15 protein-coding genes and 1 tRNA gene are annotated in these 17311 nt (G+C 57.4%); 6 read left to right on the top strand and 10 right to left on the bottom strand.

Features of this window, described 5'->3' with window-relative positions:
* Positions 1–232: 232 nt before the first annotated feature.
* The 7 genes from F3J39_RS06550 to F3J39_RS06580 form a co-directional block, all read right to left on the bottom strand.
* A complete protein-coding gene (locus tag F3J39_RS06550; RefSeq protein WP_166713979.1) occupies positions 233–2014 on the bottom strand; it encodes a thiamine pyrophosphate-requiring protein in 1782 nt (593 codons plus the stop codon).
* Positions 2015–2118: 104 nt separating this feature from the next.
* A complete protein-coding gene (locus F3J39_RS06555; RefSeq protein WP_166713980.1) occupies positions 2119–2952 on the bottom strand; it encodes a GNAT family N-acetyltransferase in 834 nt (277 codons plus the stop codon).
* 60 nt (positions 2953–3012) lie between these two features.
* Positions 3013–3972, bottom strand: coding sequence for an HTH-type transcriptional regulator Cbl (cbl, locus tag F3J39_RS06560; RefSeq protein ID WP_108569556.1), 960 nt, complete (start codon positions 3970–3972; stop codon positions 3013–3015).
* A 123-nt stretch (positions 3973–4095) separates the two neighbouring features.
* Complete coding sequence (gene nac, locus F3J39_RS06565) at positions 4096–5013, bottom strand: nitrogen assimilation transcriptional regulator NAC (protein ID WP_108569555.1); 918 nt, start codon at positions 5011–5013, stop codon at positions 4096–4098.
* Positions 5014–5354: 341 nt separating this feature from the next.
* A complete protein-coding gene (locus F3J39_RS06570; RefSeq protein WP_104085164.1) occupies positions 5355–6386 on the bottom strand; it encodes an ABC transporter permease in 1032 nt (343 codons plus the stop codon).
* A gap of 14 nt (positions 6387–6400) precedes the next feature.
* Entirely contained in the window at positions 6401–7885 is a 1485-nt protein-coding gene (locus F3J39_RS06575; protein ID WP_039385263.1) for a sugar ABC transporter ATP-binding protein, read from the bottom strand.
* Between the two features lie 33 nt (positions 7886–7918).
* Positions 7919–8842 (bottom strand): sugar ABC transporter substrate-binding protein, encoded by a 924-nt coding sequence (locus F3J39_RS06580; RefSeq protein WP_039385265.1) that lies wholly within the window; start codon positions 8840–8842, stop codon positions 7919–7921.
* Positions 8843–9360: 518 nt separating this feature from the next.
* Here F3J39_RS06580 and F3J39_RS06585 point away from each other — a divergent pair.
* Positions 9361–9436, top strand: a tRNA-Asn gene (locus F3J39_RS06585).
* 124 nt (positions 9437–9560) lie between these two features.
* On the opposite strand, the gene F3J39_RS06590 is transcribed toward F3J39_RS06585, so the two are convergent.
* Positions 9561–10436 (bottom strand): hypothetical protein, encoded by an 876-nt coding sequence (locus F3J39_RS06590; RefSeq protein ID WP_166713981.1) that lies wholly within the window; start codon positions 10434–10436, stop codon positions 9561–9563.
* Positions 10437–10618: 182 nt separating this feature from the next.
* On the opposite strand from F3J39_RS06590, the gene F3J39_RS06595 reads away from it, so the two are divergent.
* The 3 genes from F3J39_RS06595 to F3J39_RS06605 are packed head-to-tail and all read left to right on the top strand — an operon-like array spanning position 10619 to position 13569.
* Positions 10619–11278 carry a TetR family transcriptional regulator gene (locus F3J39_RS06595; RefSeq protein ID WP_104085360.1) on the top strand — a complete coding sequence of 220 codons (660 nt, stop codon included), beginning with the start codon at positions 10619–10621 and terminating at the stop codon, positions 11276–11278.
* Between the two features lie 60 nt (positions 11279–11338).
* Positions 11339–12721 carry a D-arabinono-1,4-lactone oxidase gene (locus F3J39_RS06600; RefSeq protein WP_094112142.1) on the top strand — a complete coding sequence of 461 codons (1383 nt, stop codon included), beginning with the start codon at positions 11339–11341 and terminating at the stop codon, positions 12719–12721.
* 20 nt (positions 12722–12741) lie between these two features.
* Positions 12742–13569 carry a glycosyltransferase family 8 protein gene (locus tag F3J39_RS06605; RefSeq protein WP_104085166.1) on the top strand — a complete coding sequence of 276 codons (828 nt, stop codon included), beginning with the start codon at positions 12742–12744 and terminating at the stop codon, positions 13567–13569.
* 170 nt (positions 13570–13739) lie between these two features.
* Here F3J39_RS06605 and F3J39_RS06610 read toward each other — a convergent pair whose 3' ends face one another.
* A complete protein-coding gene (locus F3J39_RS06610) occupies positions 13740–14762 on the bottom strand; it encodes an LLM class flavin-dependent oxidoreductase (protein ID WP_166713982.1) in 1023 nt (340 codons plus the stop codon).
* Between the two features lie 216 nt (positions 14763–14978).
* On the opposite strand from F3J39_RS06610, the gene F3J39_RS06615 reads away from it, so the two are divergent.
* The gene (locus F3J39_RS06615; RefSeq protein WP_166713983.1) at positions 14979–15764 is read left to right on the top strand and encodes a PhnD/SsuA/transferrin family substrate-binding protein; all 786 of its coding nucleotides are present in this window, start codon (positions 14979–14981) and stop codon (positions 15762–15764) included.
* Between the two features lie 68 nt (positions 15765–15832).
* A complete protein-coding gene (locus F3J39_RS06620; RefSeq protein WP_039385279.1) occupies positions 15833–16900 on the top strand; it encodes a LacI family DNA-binding transcriptional regulator in 1068 nt (355 codons plus the stop codon).
* Positions 16901–16936: 36 nt separating this feature from the next.
* Here F3J39_RS06620 and F3J39_RS06625 read toward each other — a convergent pair whose 3' ends face one another.
* Entirely contained in the window at positions 16937–17257 is a 321-nt protein-coding gene (locus F3J39_RS06625; RefSeq protein WP_039385998.1) for a DUF496 family protein, read from the bottom strand.
* Positions 17258–17311: the final 54 nt, after the last annotated feature.

The following is a 17311-nucleotide window of genomic DNA, read 5'->3' on the forward strand; positions in this document are numbered from 1 at the left end:
CATCCGCACATAATCTGTAGGGGCGCCATTTATGGCGCCCTGGTAACAACCGGGCACGGCGCATAAACGACGCCAGGGACGCATTAATGCGTCCCCTGCGAGCACCGGGGGATACGTTATTTATCGCATCCGCACATAATCTGTAGGGGCGCCATTTATGGCGCCCTGGTAATAACCGGGCACGGCGCATAAACGACGTCAGGGACGCATGAATGCGTCCCCTACGACGGAATCAGCGTTTGGGGCGGATAAGCTGACTGGCGGTGTCACCGATAATCTGTGCCACGCCGCGATCGCCTTTAACCATGGAGGCCATAAAGGATTTCGCCTGCTTAAAGGTGATATGCGGCGGCAGCGGTGCGACTTCCGGATCGGTTTTCACCTCCAGCACCACCGGGCGGTTTGCGCTCAGCGCCTGCTGCCACGCGGCGGCTAACTCATCCGGATTATCCACCACGATCCCCTGCAGGCCAAGACTCTCGGCAAAACGCGCGTAGGGCACATCGGGCAGCTGCTGTGACGCCTCGAAGCGCGGATTGCCTTCCATCACGCGCTGCTCCCAGGTCACCTGATTAAGATCCTGATTGTTAAACACGCAGACGATCAGCCGTGGATCGTCCCACTGCTGCCAGTATTTCTGAATAGTGATCAGCTCAGCCATATTATTCATCTGCATCGCCCCGTCTCCGACCAGCGCCACAACCGGTTTATCGGGATAAGCAAATTTAGCGGCGATAGCGAACGGTACGGCGGCACCCATACAGGCAAGACCGCCGGAGAGCGTGGCGCGCTGCCCCTGCTTCACGCGATAGTCGCGCGCAAACCAGTTGGCACAGGAGCCGGAATCTGAGGTGACAATAGCGTTATCCGGCAGCTGCGGCGACATCTCCCACACCACCCGCTGTGGATTAACCGGATTAGCTGGCGCCAGCGCCCGCTCCTCCATCAGCTGCCACCAGTCGCGCACCTGCAGCGCAATCTGCTCCTGCCAGTGGCGATCGCTTTTGTGCTGCAGCAGCGGGATCAGCGCCCGCAGCGTTTCGGCGCTGTCCCCGTGCAGGTTGACTTCACAGGGGTAGCGCAGGCCCAGCATCGCCGGATCGATATCAATCTGTACCGCACGCACCTTACCTTCAGCGGGTAAAAATTCGGTCCACGGGAAGCCGGTGCCGATCATCAGCAGCGTGTCGCACTCCTGCATCAGATCCCACGACGGTTTAGTACCAAGCAGGCCGATTGATCCGGTGACAAACGGCGCATCGTCCGGCAGCACATCTTTACCCAGCAGCGCTTTGGCGACGCCCGCGCCAAGCAGGTTCGCAACCTGCACCACTTCCACTGCCGCGCCGCGCGCACCTGCACCGATCAGGATCGCCACCTTGCTGCCGGCGTTGAGGGCGTCTGCCGCACGCTGCAGATCTGCTTCATACGGCACGATTTTCGGACGCTGATAGCCAGGACCGGAGTGGGTAAAACCGTGCGCGTGCTGCGGCGGCTGCCAGGTTTCATCCTGAATATCTTTTGGCAGGATCAGCACCGCCACGCCGTTCTGCGCTTTTGCGATACGCACGCCGCGATCGACCAGATGCTGGATCTGCGCCGGTGCGGCCGCTTCCTGTACGAAATTAGCGACATCAGCAAACACGCGATCGAGGTTCATCTCCTGCTGATAGCTGGCGCCGCGCGCGGTCACTTCAGCCTGTCCGGCGATCGCCAGCACCGGTGCATGATCCATTTTGGCATCGTAAAGACCGGTCAGCAGGTGGGTGGCACCCGGCCCGCCGGTAGAGAGGCAGACGCCAAGCTCACCGGTAAATTTGGCGTGGCCGGCAGCCATAAATGCTGCCATCTCTTCATGCCGCACCTGGATAAACTCAATTCCGGCGCCCGCTTTATTGGCGCGCTGGATAGCGCCCAGCACGCCGTTGATGCCATCGCCCGGATAGCCATAAATGCGCGTGACGCCCCACGCCTGCAGGCGCTCGACAAAAAAATCGCTGGTTTTTTTACTCATCCCGCTGCTCCCTTAAAGGCTGTTGTCAGCTTTTAAGGGTAGCTGACAGAAACGGGCGTGCAGAGGATCTGCCGGATTATGGCCTGACTGCGCCCGCTGGCTGCCTAACCCAGCGCCGGGGAGACCAGCGCAAAACAGTGCATCTCCTCTGTCGGGCGCCAGGGGGTGCCGTGCACCATAATGTGCGGCGCATCGACCTGCTGCAGACCCAGCGTTGCCAGCCACTCCGCCAGCCCGGCGTCGGGCGTATCCAGCCGGACAAACTGACCGGTCAGCGTCTGCAGCAGCGTGGCAACGAGCGCCTGCGCCACGCTGCCGTCCCGGGCGATAACCGGGCCGATGGTCCAGCCGCGACCAAAGCGACGCAGGCTGGCAAAGCCCTGTATCCCCTGCGCATCGCGTGCCAGCACGCTACCGGGCAGCAACTGCTGCAGCAGACGCGCACGCTGCAGGCCGGTCGCCTGCCAGTCGGGCGTGCAGAGTTCCGCACAGGCTGCGCTGCATGCCGGCTCCAGGCTTAGCGCAGGCGGCAGCGCTATAGCGGGAGGCGCGGCTAATGCCGCCGTCTGGTACTGCCATACCTGACCGCACTCCCTGAATCCCAGCTGTGCATAAAGCCCTTTACCCATTTCCGTTGCATGCAGGCGCAGCGTGCAGCCGGCGAAGCGCGTAATCAGCGCCTGCATTAACTTGCGGCCGATACCGCGTCCGCGCGCCTGCTGATCCACCACCACCAGGTCGATGGTGGCTGCGCTGCTTCCCCAGCGCCAGCCAAGCGCGCAGCCGGAGAGTCGTCCCGCCTCCTCCATCACCACGCCTTCACCCAGCGCAATCAGCTGCTGCCAGTCCTCAGGACGGTGTGGCCAGCCCGCCTGCTGCGTCAGGGCATGGCCCGCCGCGGCGTCGGCCGCCGTAATATCACGCAACGTCATGCTCATGCGGTTCTCCCTTAGTGAATGCAGAAGAAGAGTGCCACACCGCTGCCGAGCCTGACAGCCTCAGATCTGAAAATCGAGCGCCGGCTCTTCTTCACTCTCATAGGAGAGCGCCTGTCGCTTGATCTCCTCCAGCGACAAATTAGCGTTGCAGAGCTCCAGAAACTGCCAGACATAGTTGCGCTGCAGCTGTCCGCGCTTCAGACCAAGCCAGACGGTGTTAGCTTCAAACAGGTGACGGGCATCAATCTTGACCAGGTTTTCGCCCTGATAGATATCACACGCCTGATCGGCGAGTACGCCAACGCCCAGCCCCAGCTCAACATAGGTTTTCACCACATCAGAATCCTGCGCGCTCAGCACAATATCGGGCCGCAGGCTGGCCGCCTGAAACGCCCGATCCACGCGTGAACGACCGGTGATCCCCTGCCGGTAGGTGATTAACGGCCAGGCGCTCAGGTTTTCAAGCGACACCGGCTGCTGCTGCAGCAGTTCATGCCCGGGCGGCACCAGCAGCGAGTGATGCCAGCTGAACCAGGGGAAAGCCGCCAGGCTGGCGTGGTTAACCAGCTGTTCGGAGGCGATACCGACATCCGCCTCGCCGGCCAGCAGCATGGCGACAATCTCCTGCGGCGAGCCCTGATTCAGCTCCAGCCGCACGTTGGGATAGAGCTGGCGGAACGCTTTGATGACGCGCGGCAGGCTGTAACGCGCCTGGGTATGGGTGGTGGCAATCGTCAGCACGCCGCTGGTCTCATTGGTAAACACATCGGCCAGACGCCGCACCTTGCCCGCCTCATCGAGAATGCGTTCGGCTATGGTCAGCAGCGCTTTGCCCGGCTCCGTCATGCCCAGCAAACGTTTTCCGCGCCGGATAAATATCTCTACGCCCAGCTCATCTTCCAGATCGCGGATATGCCGGCTGACCCCGGACTGCGAGGTAAACAGCGTGTTGGCGACTTCAGTCAGATTGAAGTCGCAGCGGGCGGCTTCCCGAATAATTTTAAGTTGCTGGAAATTCACACCCTCTCCCCCTTCTGGCACGGTTTTCGCCATGGTAGGGAGCAGGCGTCAATACAACAAATAATAAAAAACCGCCTGTTATGCGGTTTAGTAATAAGGAGCGTTATCGCGATGCTGTGGTTTTTAGCCCACCAGCATCAGCTCGCGATCGGCAACCGCTGGCTTATTCAGCAGCGACAGCAGTATGGTTTTGACCGCCTGCGCCGCAGGTGAGAGCGGCAGCTGCGCAGACATATTCAGCGACAGCGGCAGCGTCAGCGACGGTGAGGTAATGCGCGCCATCCAGGCGTGCGTTGAGCTGACCAGCGCCCGGGCCGCGGATTCAGGCAGCACGGTTACGCCCAGCCCGCTGGAGACCGCGGCGGTCAGGGTGGCGATCGATTCAATTTCGCCGATGATGCGCGCGCTCAGGCGGCGCAGTGAAAACGCTTCGTCTACCCGCTTGCGTACCGCGCTGTAGTCGCGCGGCAGGAACAGGTTCATCTGCGCCACGTCGGCCAGATCCACCGCCGATCCCGGACAGGCGGTGGCGCCGACCAGATAGAGCTCCTCTTTCAGCAGCGGCAGGCTGGTCACGCCAGCCGCAGGCGAGCGATCGTAGAGCACGGCCATATCGAGCTGACCGTTCAGCACTTTATCATTCAGCGAACTGCCGCTGTTTTCATGCAGATACACCAGCACGTCCGGATACTGCTCGCGCACGGTCTGCAGCAGCGGCATGGTCAGAGAAGAGGCGGCCGTGCCGGGTGCGAGACCAATAGAAACCTGTCCGCTCAGCGTCTGGCCCGCTTTGCTGACGGCGGCCTGCGCCTGTTCACACTGGCGCAATATGGTGCGGGCGTGCGCATAGAGGATTTTACCCGCGTCGGTGGGCGTTACGCCGCGCTTGGTGCGGATCAGCAGCTGCTGATCCAGCTCGCTCTCCAGCGTCGCCACCTGCTGACTGAGCGCCGGTTGCGCAATGTGCAGCACTTCGGCGGCGCGGGTCAGGCTGCCGATATCGACGATGTTCACAAAATATTTCAGCCGTCTTAAGTTCATGTTGCCTCCGTCAATCCGGTTAACCCCTGAAGGGCGCTTAGCCTGCTGGCCGATAAACAGAGTTTTGCAATAAGCAGGCCAGTTATTTCATCGCGGAAAAAAACGGCGGGCAGTGGTAATTAAGAGACTGGAAAATAAGCTTTTGTGATTACCTGAAAGGAAACAGAGCGTGCTGATGCCGCAGCGGGCGGGTAAAGCGGAGGATGGCATGCACTCTGCTGGTGCAAAACCTGCAAGGCAGACGTGCAAAAAAGTGATGACGGAGAGGTGGTAGCGTCCCGTGCCGCCTCCGGCCTGACCCCGGTTATGCCGGGGTCAGCCGTGTCGCAGAGCGAGGTGACTCAGCGTTTTTTGCGGTTGCGATGCATATCAATGGAAACCGCAGCCACAATGATCATGCCTTTGATGATGTCCTGTATATAGGCGTCCACGCCCACGAAGGTAAAGCCGCTTTTGATAAGTCCCAGGATCACGGCGCCGATCAGCGTGCCGGTGATACGCCCCACGCCACCCATCAGGCTGCTGCCGCCGATAACCGCTGCGGCGATAGCATCCAGCTCATACGCCATCCCCATGCTTGACTGGCCGCTGCTGACGCGTGCTGCCAGTACGACGCCTGCCAGGCCCGAGAGCGCGCCGGCGATGGTGTAGACAATGATCAGATACTTGTTAACGTTGATGCCGGACACTTTAGCTGACGTCATGTTGCCGCCAATCGCATAGACATATTTGCCGTAGCGGGTATGTTTCAGCGCGATGTGGAACAGGAACGCCACCACCAGGAAGATGATAACCGGCATGGCGCCCTGACCAATCGAGGTAAAGCTGTCTGACAGAAAGCTGATCGGATTACCCTGCGTATAGTACTGCGCCAGACCGCGCGCGGACACCATCATCCCCAGCGTGGCGATAAAGGGCGGAATACCGGTGCGGGTGATCAGCACGCCGTTGATGACGCCGCACAGCAGCCCGACGCCAATACCGGCGCCGATAGGGATAGCCGCAGGCAGGTTAACCAGCGAGGGAAACATCGGCGACAGGCTTTCTGAGGTTTGCGCCAGGCTTGCCGCCACCACCGCCGTCAGGGCGATAACGGAGCCGGAGGAGAGATCGATACCGGTGGTGATAATGACCTGCGTAACGCCGACCGCGATAATACCGATGATGGCGACCTGCAGCACAATCAGAACTAAACGGTTGGTGTTGAGCAGAAAAGACTGGTCGCGTACGTACCAGCCGGCAATTTCAAAAATCAGCGCAATGCCTAACATCACCACAAAAATGCCGGTATCTTTTGGCAGTTTATGGCGCAGATTACTGAAGAAGGAGCTTTGTTCAGTGGCCTGCGGGGCCGTAGCTTTTACATTATTCATAGGGATCTCAAGCCTCACTCAGATGCCAGCGACAAAATGGTTTCCTGATCGGCCTCTTCTTTACTGAGGATGCCGGTTATGCGCCCGCCGTGCATCACCATGATGCGGTCACTCATGCCGAGAATTTCCGGCAGCTCAGAGGAGACCATGATGATAGCGACGCCGCGATTAGCGAGTTCGCTGATCAGGCGGTAGATCTCTGCTTTGGCTCCCACATCGATGCCGCGGGTCGGTTCGTCCAGAATCAGGATCTTCGGCTGTGCCAGCAGCCAGCGCGCAATCAGCACTTTCTGCTGGTTACCGCCGCTGAGGTTATTGATGATCTGATCCATGGTCGGGGTTTTGATATTGAGCTTGCGGATCTGCTCCATACAGTCCTGCGCCATTTTCACATGGCTGACAAAGCCGCTTTTGCCGGTGTAACCGGGCATGTTAACGATGCTCATGTTCTCCATTACTGAGAGAACCAAAAACAGCCCTGACTTCTTGCGATCCTCAGTCAGAAACGCCATGCCTTTCTCGATGGCCGTGGAGGGCGAATCGATGCTGACCGGCACGCCGTCAATCAGCACTTCACCGCTGTCGTAGCTCTCCATGCCAAACAGGCTCTCCATCACCTCACTGCGCCCTGCGCCCACCAGCCCGGCCACGCCCAGAATTTCTCCCCTGCGCACGCTGAAGCTGATATCGCTAAAGCGCTCTTTGCTGCTCAGGCCGCGCACCGTCAGCACATCGTCGCCGATGGTGCCGTTGAATTTAGGGAACAGCTGGGTCAGCTCACGCCCTACCATCTGGGTGATCAGCGATTGCCGCGTAAACGCGCTGGTATCGTTGCTGCCGACCCAGGTGCCGTCGCGGAAGATGCTGATCTCATCGGTAATGGTAAAAATCTCATCCATCTTATGGCTGATATAGATAATCGCCTTGCCCTGCGCCCGCAGGTCGCGAATGATAGTGAACAGGTGCGCCACTTCAGTTTCGGTCAGCGCGGAGGTGGGTTCATCCATGATCACCACGTCAGAGTTCCACGATACCGCTTTGGCAATCTCCACCATCTGCTGCGCCGCAATGCTCAGCTCGCCCACCATGCGATCCGCTTTGAGGCGAATATTGAGTTTGTTGAGCAACTCCTGCGTCTGGCGGTTTAGCAGGGCGTGATCGACGAAGCCAAACTTCATCGGTTCACGCCCGAGCCAGATGTTCTCCGCCACGGTCATATGCGGCACCAGGTTCAGCTCCTGATGGATCATCGAGATGCCGGAACGCAGCGCGTCCATGGTGTCCTGAAACTGCACGGGTTCCCCTTTGATGCGAATAGTGCCCTTATCGGGACGGTAAATCCCGATAAGGCATTTCATCAGCGTGGATTTGCCTGCGCCATTCTCGCCCATCAGGGCATGTACCGACCCCGGCCTGATTCGCAGTGAGACGTTATCGAGCGCCTTCACTCCGGGGAAGAACTTGCTGATGCCTTCGGCTTCAAGCGCAAAAGCGGTCATACATCACCTCCATACGGCTTAAGGGGAGAGCGGTTATTTCTGGTTGCGATTCTCAAACTGCGCCATGTTCTCTTTGGTGATCAGCTGGTAAGGGATGTTGATCACTTTCTCAACTTTCTCCCCTTTTGCGAGGCTTACCGCAGCCCGCACTGCGCCTGCACCCTGCCCGCTGGCATCCTGGAAAACCGTGGCGACCATTTTGCCGTTTTTCAGCATCTGCAGCGCATCCGGGGTGCCATCCACGCCGGCGATCAGGATATGGTTCGGGTTTTTACCCAGCGCCTGCAGTGCGCCAATCGCCATTTCATCGTTGTTAGAGGCGATAGCCTGGATGTCATCGCCGGCGGTCATCCAGTTGCTGACCACATCCACCGCGTCGTTACGGGTGAATTTTGCGGTCTGTTTCTGCACCACTTTGATATCGGGATATTTCGCGACCACCGCTTCCACCCCTTTGGTGCGGTCGCGCGTTGATTCGTTCGCTAAATCGCCCATCAGGATCGCCACGTTGCCTTTGCCGTTCATCGCTTTAGCCAGCGCTTCCATCTGCAGGCGACCCGCCAGCTCGGAGTCTGAGCCGACATACGCCATCTTGTCCGTGAGTTCACCGGCAGGTTTACGGTTAACGAAGATCAGCGGAATGTTGGCTTTTTTCGCCGCGTCCATAATCGGTTTCACGGCGTTGGTATCCACCGGGTTGACGATGATGGCGTCCACGCCCTGTCCGATAAAGTTCTGTACCTGCTGCAGCTGCTGTGACACATCCCCTTTGGCATCTTCCAGCTGGCCTTTTACGTTATCTTTCTGCATCTCTTTCTGCATGGCCGTGCGCAGAATGGTCAGGAAATTGTCGTCAAACAGCGCCATTGAGACGCCAACCTGCAGATCTTTCGCCATAACCGCAGCGGGCAACATGCAGGCCAACAGGGAAGTGACTAACGCTTTTTTAAATTTCATAGGGCACCTTCTACCTTCTTATTGTTGGTTAACGCACGCACAGCATGATGCATCAGGTAAATGAAAAAAATTTTTTGCCTTTGCGCACCGCGGCTGGCGTTATTTTTGGGTACAGATTTTGGATAGTTGCACTTTTCGCGCTGAAGCCAGCTGATGTTGTTCTGAAGAACGCGCTCCTTATCAACAGGTTAATTTTGCTGTCACCGCCGCCGGGTAAAAAATAGTTTCCGGCGTGATGATAAGCAGTTCATTTGTTTCATACTTGCTTCATATGAAATTTTCATCATAAAAGCACTGAAACGGTTGTTTTAAAATCAGCAAACCGCAAAAATTTGACACGCCTCTAACATCTCAGCGGAAATGCCTCTGAAGTGAGATCCTGTTGGCAGTTTGCTTTGCCACCATATCAGGCAGAAAAGCAGCAGAATGGTGCTTTTGCGCGCACTTAAACCAAAAGTGTGCAGTACAGCTTTGACAAGCGGGATCGCGCTCGCTACTATTCGCCTCGTTCACACGATTCCTCTGTAGTTCAGTCGGTAGAACGGCGGACTGTTAATCCGTATGTCACTGGTTCGAGTCCAGTCAGAGGAGCCAGAATTAGAAAAGCCCGCTCAGGGAAACCTGAGCGGGCTTTTTGCTATGTTGCGTTTTGATGTGGTACTGGCTGGTAGTGTACCAGGCTGGCCTGAAGGGTCAGGCTTTGGTAGCAATGGAAGAATTAACTCACTTTAATCGACATGTCTTTGCGGTTTCGCATATTGTGATAAAGAGTTGTATTGCTTTCGGTATCTCCTTCAAGCGTGGAATATTGACTCAACGTGTCGCTGTCTGAATATATACTCGAAGAATATCCTGTAGCAGGACCGAGATCAGACTCAGAATTTTTTCGAAATTCGATAAAAGAAACTATATCATTGCTTGTTATGCTTTTTTCTAAGGTATTTATCTTTGGTTCTGGTTCATTGCTAACAGAAGGTTTAGTATTATTATTCATTCCTGATAATTCATCATATTCACGTTTTAACCTATCTGTATTCTCTTCAGTTGTAATTAATTTTATCTGAGGAGGCGCATTACTAAGAATCGAAAAAATATCCTTCGCATTCAAATTAGCTTCATGAATATCTGTAAGATTAATTTCTCCTGATGGCATAAGAAGATCATTATCCCTGCTGAGCCCTAATTTTTCTCTGAGCATGATCGATGAACAGAGAGCAGTAAAATTGCTGTCAGGTACAAAACCCTCTGCCTTTTCGCTTCCTCTGGATACGATAATCTGCATTGCGTTATACCGGCTATCAGGCCTTAACGTAATATCCATTTTATTAAGATGTAGCTCTATTTTTTCCATATTTTGCAGTGAATCTGGCGTAACTTTTCTATCACGAAGTTCGGTTCTGAGTTGAGCTATCACTGACTTATAGACTTCCTCCTTTTCTCTTCTGACTCCGCCAAATGTAAAAATATCAACAACACGCTCCAGCATACTTTTTGGCCGGGTAACATCTTTCATATTCAATTCACTGCCGATGCCCATCGCATAGGCGCTAAGCCGGGAAGCTTCTTTGGTACTGATTAAAGAGGGAACTGACATAATTTCTCCTGAACTGCGTCTAAAAAACAGCCCTATAGTAAAAATGATCTCCTCTCTGCGCGCTCTCTAAATTCGCTCCTTACGGCCTGAAATTCACCGCTGGCTTCGCGCCACACGTACTGCTGTCCGGGCTGGAGTATGCCTGTGTTATCATGGGGTTTTTAATCAACGCTGTGAGAACCATGTCTGAGACCCCCGGTAAACGCAAAAACGATCCGGAAGGATTAAAGCGCCGTATCATTGCGGCTGCGCTCTCTGTTTTCGCCGAATATGGCCTGCCGGGCGCGCGCATGGAGCAGATTGCAGCGCTGGCGCAGACCACGAAACGCATGGTGGTTTATCACTTCACCAGCAAAGAAGCGCTCTACATTGAGGTGCTGGAGCAGGTGTATCGCGCCATGCGCGAGCATGAAACCAGCCTGCAGCTTGCCACACTCGAACCGGAACAGGCGATGATCAAACTGGTTGAGGCGAGCTTTGATTATCATGTGGCGCACCCGGACTTTATGCGGCTGGTCTGCAGCGAGAACCTGCTGCGCGGGCGCTATATCATGCAGTCTGAGCGGATCAAAACGCTTAACCGCAGCGCGCTCGATCTGCTTGAAGCGATACTGACGCGTGGCCAGCAGCAGGGGCTGTTTTACCGCGACCTTAACAGCGTGGATGTGCACCGCCTGATCAGCAGTATCTGCGTGCATCATGTGTCGAACCGCTACACCTTTCATACGCTATTCACGCCTGACGACAGCGAAGCGGAAACCATCCGCCGCAACCGCCAGCTGGCTGTGGCGGCAACGCTGCGTTACATTCGCCAGGCCCCGTCGTCTGCGGGTTCGCTGTGATGGTCTACGCTTGATCTCATCAACGGGACCGTCACAGACCTGAGACTAAGGAACACTGAAGTGAACAAAGATGCCCTTCTCTATCCGTTACGCAACACCCAGGATACTGAACATGATACGGCCCTGTGGAACTGGGCGCAGAACTCTGTCGTGGGCCAGCGTCAGCAGCTGCATCAGCCGCAAACGGAAGCTGAGCTACAGCAGCTGCTGCGCGATACGCGCGGAAAAGTGCGTCTGGTCGGCAGCCGGCTGTCGCCAGGCCGGATGCTCTGCGTGCAGCCTGATGACCTGCTGCTCGACCTGAGCGCCTTTACCGGCGTGGTGGCTGAAGATGACAATTCCATCACTTTTGCAGCCGGTACGCTGCTGCAGGAAGTTTACGACACCTTAACCGCACGCGATCGCATGCTCGCCTCTTCGCCGGGCGTGATTGCCGTTCAGACGCTGGCCGGCGCGCTGGCGACCGGCACTCACGGTCAGGGTTTACAGCAGAGTTCACTGGCCGATGAAGCGCTGCGCATCCGTATGGTGCTGGCTGATGGCAGCGTACGCGAGTTTACGCGCGGTGAGCCCGAGTTTCCGGCAGCGCAGGTTGCACTGGGTTCGCTTGGCGTCGTGACGGCGGTTACGCTGCGCACCCAGCCGTTTCGCTTATTTACCTGCTACAAGTTTGCCGTCAGTGCCGATGGACTGGAGCAGGATCTGCTGAAGTGGAATAGCGACTATGAGCTGAGCAAAGCCTGGTGGTTTGTCGATGACAACCTGATGCACGTCTGGAACGCTGAACAGGCGAGCGATGAGGATACGCAGGCCTGGCACGCCAACGGACGTCAGGTGATTGAGCATGGCGATAACGCCGACAGCAGCCTGAACCATACGATCGATCAGACGCTGGCGCAAATGCACCGCGATACGCAAATCCACGGTAAAGGCGGTAAACAGTTCCGCACCGTCACCCGGTTCCGCGATTTCACCGATGTCAGCGGCGATATTTATCAGCTTTTTTGTCGCGGTATTGCGGTGCCGCAGATCAACGTAGAAATTGCCGTGCCGCTCGATAGAACGCCGCAGGTTATCAGCAAAATCAAAGCCTGGTACGCTGAGCATCAGCCGCATATGCACTACCCGATTATCCTGCGCTGCACCGGCGCCTCGGAGGGCTGGCTGAGCCCGTCACATCAGCAGCCCTCCTGCTTCTTTGGCTTTGTGGTCTACTACGCGGATGATGGCTCGCTGTCGCAGGAGGGCCTGCATTTTCTGACGGAGGTGGAGAAGCTGCTGGCTGCCGAAGGCGGACGTCCGCACTGGGGGAAATATTACGATCCGCAGCGCTATCAGTGGCGCGATATCTATCCACAGTGGGATGCGTTCCGCGCGGTGCGTGAGACGCTGGATCCTGCCCGTCGTTTCAGTAACGACTATACCACCGCGCTTTTTGACTGATGTTTGTACAGGGAGAGAGTATGTTCGCCTGGGTAACGCTGCTGACGCAGCCCGATTATGTTATTGGCGTGAAAGCGCTGCACCGTTCGCTTCAGCGCAGTGAAACCCGCTGGCCGCTGGTTGTGATGGTAACGGATGCAATCGATGCTGACACGCGCGCTGCGCTGCAGGCTGCGGGCTGCGTGATCCATCCGGTCGCACCGCTGATGCCTGACAGCGCGCTGGAGCAGCACTACGCCTCGGCACAGTTTGGCGAGGTGTGGAGTAAACTACGCGCGTGGGAGCTGACCGACTATGAGCGCGTGGTCTTTCTGGATGCCGATATGCTGGTCCTGCAGAATATGGATGAGCTGTTTACGCTGGATATGGGTAAGTATGCGCTGGCCGCCTGCCACGCCTGCCGCTGTAATCCAAACCAGATTGCGAGCTATCCGGCCAGCTGGCAGCCGGAAAACTGTCACTATACCTGGCATGACCGGGGTGAAACGGCGCCCGCCACGCTTGATGCTTATCTCAATGGCGGTTTCCTGGTGCTGAAACCGGATAACGCTGTGTTCAGCTGGCTGCAGCAGAAAGTGCAGGAGATTGACGATCTTAAGCGCTATCCCTTCTCCGAGCAGGATCTGCTGAATGAGGTGTTTGCCGGACGCTGGCTGCCGCTCTCTTATATCTATAACGCGCTGAAGACGCTGCCATTTCAGCACAGCGCTATGTGGCAGCAGGATAAAGTTAAAAACCTGCACTATATCCTCGCCAAGCCGTGGAAGCGCGATCTCAATCAGCCAGAAGAAGAGCGCGACCGCTATTATGCGCTGGACAAGCTGTGGTGGGAGCGCGGTACCGCATAGCGGCGCCGGTTTTCATCGGCGGCCAGGGCGCCATGAATGGCGCCCCTACAATGATGGTGTACCGTAGGGGCCGCATTTATGCGGCCCTGGTTTTATACGCGGCCAGGGCGCCATGAATGATAATGCAACGTAGGGGCCGCATTTATGCGGCCCTGGTTTCAAACGGCCGGTTAACGCCAGCCGAGCGCCGGGGCGACGTGGGTGAGGATGCTGTCGATAACGTGCGCGCAGTAATCAACGCCGAGCTGATTTGGAATTGTCAGCAGCAGCGTATCTGCCTCTGCGATGCCTTCATCTTCTGCCAGCATCTTTATCAGGCGATCCGGCTCGGCTGCATAGCTGCGGCCGAAGATGGCGCGCGTCTTCTCATCCAGAAAACCGACTGAATCCTGATCCTGACCACCGCGGCCAAAATAGGCGCGATCGGTATCATTCATCAGCGCAAAAATACTGCGGCTCACCGACACGCGCGGCGTGCGCTGATGGCCTGCGGCAGCCCAGGCTGCACGGTAGGCACGGATCTGCTGCGCCTGCTGCACATGGAAGGGTTCGCCGGTTTCATCATCTTTCAGGGTAGAACTCTGCAGGTTCATCCCCTGCTCTGCGGCCCAGACGGCAGTGGCGTTTGAGCCGGAGCCCCACCAGATACGCTCGCGCAGCCCTTCAGAGAACGGCTCCAGGCGCAGCAGCCCTGGCGGGTTCGGGAACATCGGCTGCGGATTTGGCTTTGCAAACCCCTCACCGCGCAGCACGTCCAGCAGCGCCTCGGTATGCCGGCGTCCCATATCTGCATCGCTCTCGCCGGCGCGGGGATCAAAGCCAAAGTAGCGATAACCCTCAATCACCTGCTCCGGTGAACCGCGGCTCAGTCCGAGCTGCAAACGGCCGTTAGAGATCAGATCGGCTGCGCCCGCATCTTCTGCCATATAGAGCGGATTTTCATAACGCATATCGATAACGCCAGTCCCGATTTCAATGCGGCGGGTTTTCGCCCCCACCGCCGCCAGCAGCGGAAACGGCGAACTCAGCTGACGGGCAAAATGGTGGACGCGGAAGTAGGCGCCGTCGGCCCCCAGCTCTTCTGCCGCCACCGCAAGGTCGATAGACTGCAGCAGCACATCCTGCGCCGAACGGGTGGCAGAATAGGGTGACGGCGTCCAGTGACCAAATGAGAGAAAGCCAATTTTTTTCATGTTTCAGTGCTCCCCGCCGGCGACAGGACCGCCTGGCGTTACGTGTGCATAAATCGATAAACAAAGGGTACGCCAGCGCGGCAGGCAGTGATAGCCAATAGTTTTCGTGCGCATCTTCAACTTTTTTGTACAACCGCAGCCACCCTCTCGCTTATCAATCTCAGCTATCCTTAAACACTGATTTGCCGAACAGGCTGATGCACTCAGGGATGCCCTATGCACCTTATCTCTTTACCTATGTATGACATCGACAGCGCGACGACGGCGACAACAACCAGCGCGCTGCTGAAACTGCTGGCAAAACGCGATGTGACAGCAGAGGTGGTCGCCCCGGACGATCTGCTTACCCACTGGCGCGACGACAATCTGCTGCTGAGCCAGACCTGCGGCTATGCGCTGGTCAGTCAGCTGCCGGAGGTACAGCTGGTTGGTACGATGCAGTCGTGCGCAGCGGGCTGCCAGGATCTGCGTTATCGCAGCTGGCTGGTGGTGCGCCAGGCGGAGAACGCCCGCATGCTGGAAGATTTTCGCGGACGCCGTGCCGTATGCAACAGCGCTGACTCACACTCCGGTTACAACGCCCTGCGCTATGCGATCGCACCGCTTGCAGAGAACGGTAAATTTTTTGCCGAAACGCACTTCAGCGGCAGCCATCAGCAGTCGCTGGCGGCGCTGCGCCGCAATGAAGCGGATATCGCCGCCATTGACTGCATTACCTGGGCGCTGCTGCAGAAGTATCAGCCGCAGGCGCTGGCCGATGTGACAATTATTGGCGAGACGCCGCTCTGCCCGGCCCTGCCGCTTATTACCTCTTCCCGCACCGATAGCCTGCTGCTGGAAAAACTGCGCAGCGCCTTATTTGAACTGGCCAACGTTGAGGATTTTAAACCGCTGATGCAGGCTAACCTGCTGGCCGGTTTCTCCGTGCCCCGCCGCAGCTACTATGATGAGGTGCTCGCGTGGGAGCAGCAGGCGGCAGCCATGGGCGTTACCCGGCTCTGAACAACGCGGGAACAGGTGACTAACGGGAAAATTTGTTACACTCGCCGCAGTCAATTCAGGAGAATGTAATGACCGCGCGCTCTGTAACGCTGGATGATGTCGCCCGCCTGGCCGGCGTCTCTTATCAAACGGTTTCCCGGGTACTGAACCATTCGTCGCAGGTCTCGGCACGCACGCGCGCCCGGGTAGAGGCGGCGATGGCAGAACTCAGCTACGTACCCAACCGGGTGGCGCAGCAGCTGGCGGGAAAGGCAACGCGCACGCTGGGACTGGCCACCAGCGATCTGGCGCTGATGGCGCCGGCGCAGATCGCCTCTGCGATTCAGCAGCGGGCCGCGGCGGCGGGGTATCACCTGGTGATCGCCATGGCTAACGCGCAGAGCGCCGCATCCGATACGGTCAATGAGCTGCTGGCGCAGCGCGTTGATGCCCTGCTGATTAACCTGCCGCTGGATGCCGCACAGGCGGCGCAGATTCAGCAGCAGTGCGGCAGTAAACCCGCCCTGTTTCTTGATGTCGAAACCTGCGCGCCGGTGCCGCAGTGTCAGTATCAGAGTAGCTGCGGGGCGCGGCAGGCTGTGGATCATCTGGTGGCGCTGGGGCATCGTGAAATTGGCGTGCTGAACGGTCCGGCGCGCTCAGCCTCTGCCCGCGCACGTTTTGCGGACTGGCAGCGGGCGCTGGCACAGCATCAGCTGCAGCCTTATTGTGTTCTGGAGGGTGACTGGAGCGCGGCGTCCGGCTATCAGGCACTGCTCACCCTGCTGCCGGATCGGCTGCCGCAGGCGCTGTTGGTGGCTAACGATCAGATGGCGCTGGGTGCGATGCGCGCGCTACACCAACACGGCGTGGCGATCCCGGCGGATATCTCGCTGATTGGTTACGATGACACCGCAGAGAGCGCCTGGTATCAGCCACCGCTGACCACCATCCGGCAGGATCTGCAGCAGCTTGGGCGTATCAGCGTGGACCGGATCCTGGCGCAGCTGGCCGGAGAGACGCTGCCTGCGCCGTTGCTCGAGACCGGGCTGATTCTGCGCGAAACCACGGCCGCTCCGCAGCAGGATGGCCTGGATAACAGCGAAATTGCCCGCCAGCTGCAGGTCCTGGCGCAGGCATTAAAAAGGTCGCCATAATGGCGACCTCGTCACAGTGAAACCTTACTGCCGCACTTAGTGTCCTTTCGGCTCACCCATGCTTTTCAGTTTTTTCGACAGGTCGCGACGCTCTTTCGACAGATCGGCGTTTTTAATGATGTACTCATCCACGCGATCTTCATAGTCCACGCGCATAGAGGCGATAATCTCCTGGATCGCCTCCACGCTCATGCCGGGTTTGATATATTCACTCAGGTTATCCAGCAGCAACACACGTTTCTGGTTATCACGGATTTTCTTTTCGTTATCGTGAATTTCGCGCTGCAGTTTGTTTTTACGACGAAACATACGCACAAACTCCAGCACGTCCTGAAATGATTGCTTGGCATTTTCCATGTTGGCACCTTTCTTAAGGCCTGCAGCAGCAGGCGGAATAGTCATATAACGTCA

It is taken from the genome of Pantoea sp. Acro-807 (assembly GCF_011752675.1).
Classification (GTDB): Bacteria; Pseudomonadota; Gammaproteobacteria; order Enterobacterales; family Enterobacteriaceae; genus Pantoea; species Pantoea eucrina.

Excerpts from the sequence above, each read along its gene's own strand:
- F3J39_RS06595 (WP_104085360.1), top strand. The coding sequence starts at position 10,619 with ATGTCTGAGACCCCCGGTAAACGCAAAAACGATCCGGAAGGATTAAAG.
- F3J39_RS06590 (WP_166713981.1), bottom strand. The coding sequence starts at position 10,436 with ATGTCAGTTCCCTCTTTAATCAGTACCAAAGAAGCTTCCCGGCTTAGC.
- F3J39_RS06575 (WP_039385263.1), bottom strand. The coding sequence starts at position 7,885 with ATGACCGCTTTTGCGCTTGAAGCCGAAGGCATCAGCAAGTTCTTCCCC.
- F3J39_RS06550 (WP_166713979.1), bottom strand. The coding sequence starts at position 2,014 with ATGAGTAAAAAAACCAGCGATTTTTTTGTCGAGCGCCTGCAGGCGTGG.
- F3J39_RS06615 (WP_166713983.1), top strand. The coding sequence starts at position 14,979 with ATGCACCTTATCTCTTTACCTATGTATGACATCGACAGCGCGACGACG.
- nac (WP_108569555.1), bottom strand. The coding sequence starts at position 5,013 with ATGAACTTAAGACGGCTGAAATATTTTGTGAACATCGTCGATATCGGC.
- F3J39_RS06620 (WP_039385279.1), top strand. The coding sequence starts at position 15,833 with ATGACCGCGCGCTCTGTAACGCTGGATGATGTCGCCCGCCTGGCCGGC.
- F3J39_RS06625 (WP_039385998.1), bottom strand. The coding sequence starts at position 17,257 with ATGGAAAATGCCAAGCAATCATTTCAGGACGTGCTGGAGTTTGTGCGT.
- F3J39_RS06570 (WP_104085164.1), bottom strand. The coding sequence starts at position 6,386 with ATGAATAATGTAAAAGCTACGGCCCCGCAGGCCACTGAACAAAGCTCC.
- F3J39_RS06605 (WP_104085166.1), top strand. The coding sequence starts at position 12,742 with ATGTTCGCCTGGGTAACGCTGCTGACGCAGCCCGATTATGTTATTGGC.
- F3J39_RS06580 (WP_039385265.1), bottom strand. The coding sequence starts at position 8,842 with ATGAAATTTAAAAAAGCGTTAGTCACTTCCCTGTTGGCCTGCATGTTG.
- F3J39_RS06610 (WP_166713982.1), bottom strand. The coding sequence starts at position 14,762 with ATGAAAAAAATTGGCTTTCTCTCATTTGGTCACTGGACGCCGTCACCC.
- F3J39_RS06555 (WP_166713980.1), bottom strand. The coding sequence starts at position 2,952 with ATGAGCATGACGTTGCGTGATATTACGGCGGCCGACGCCGCGGCGGGC.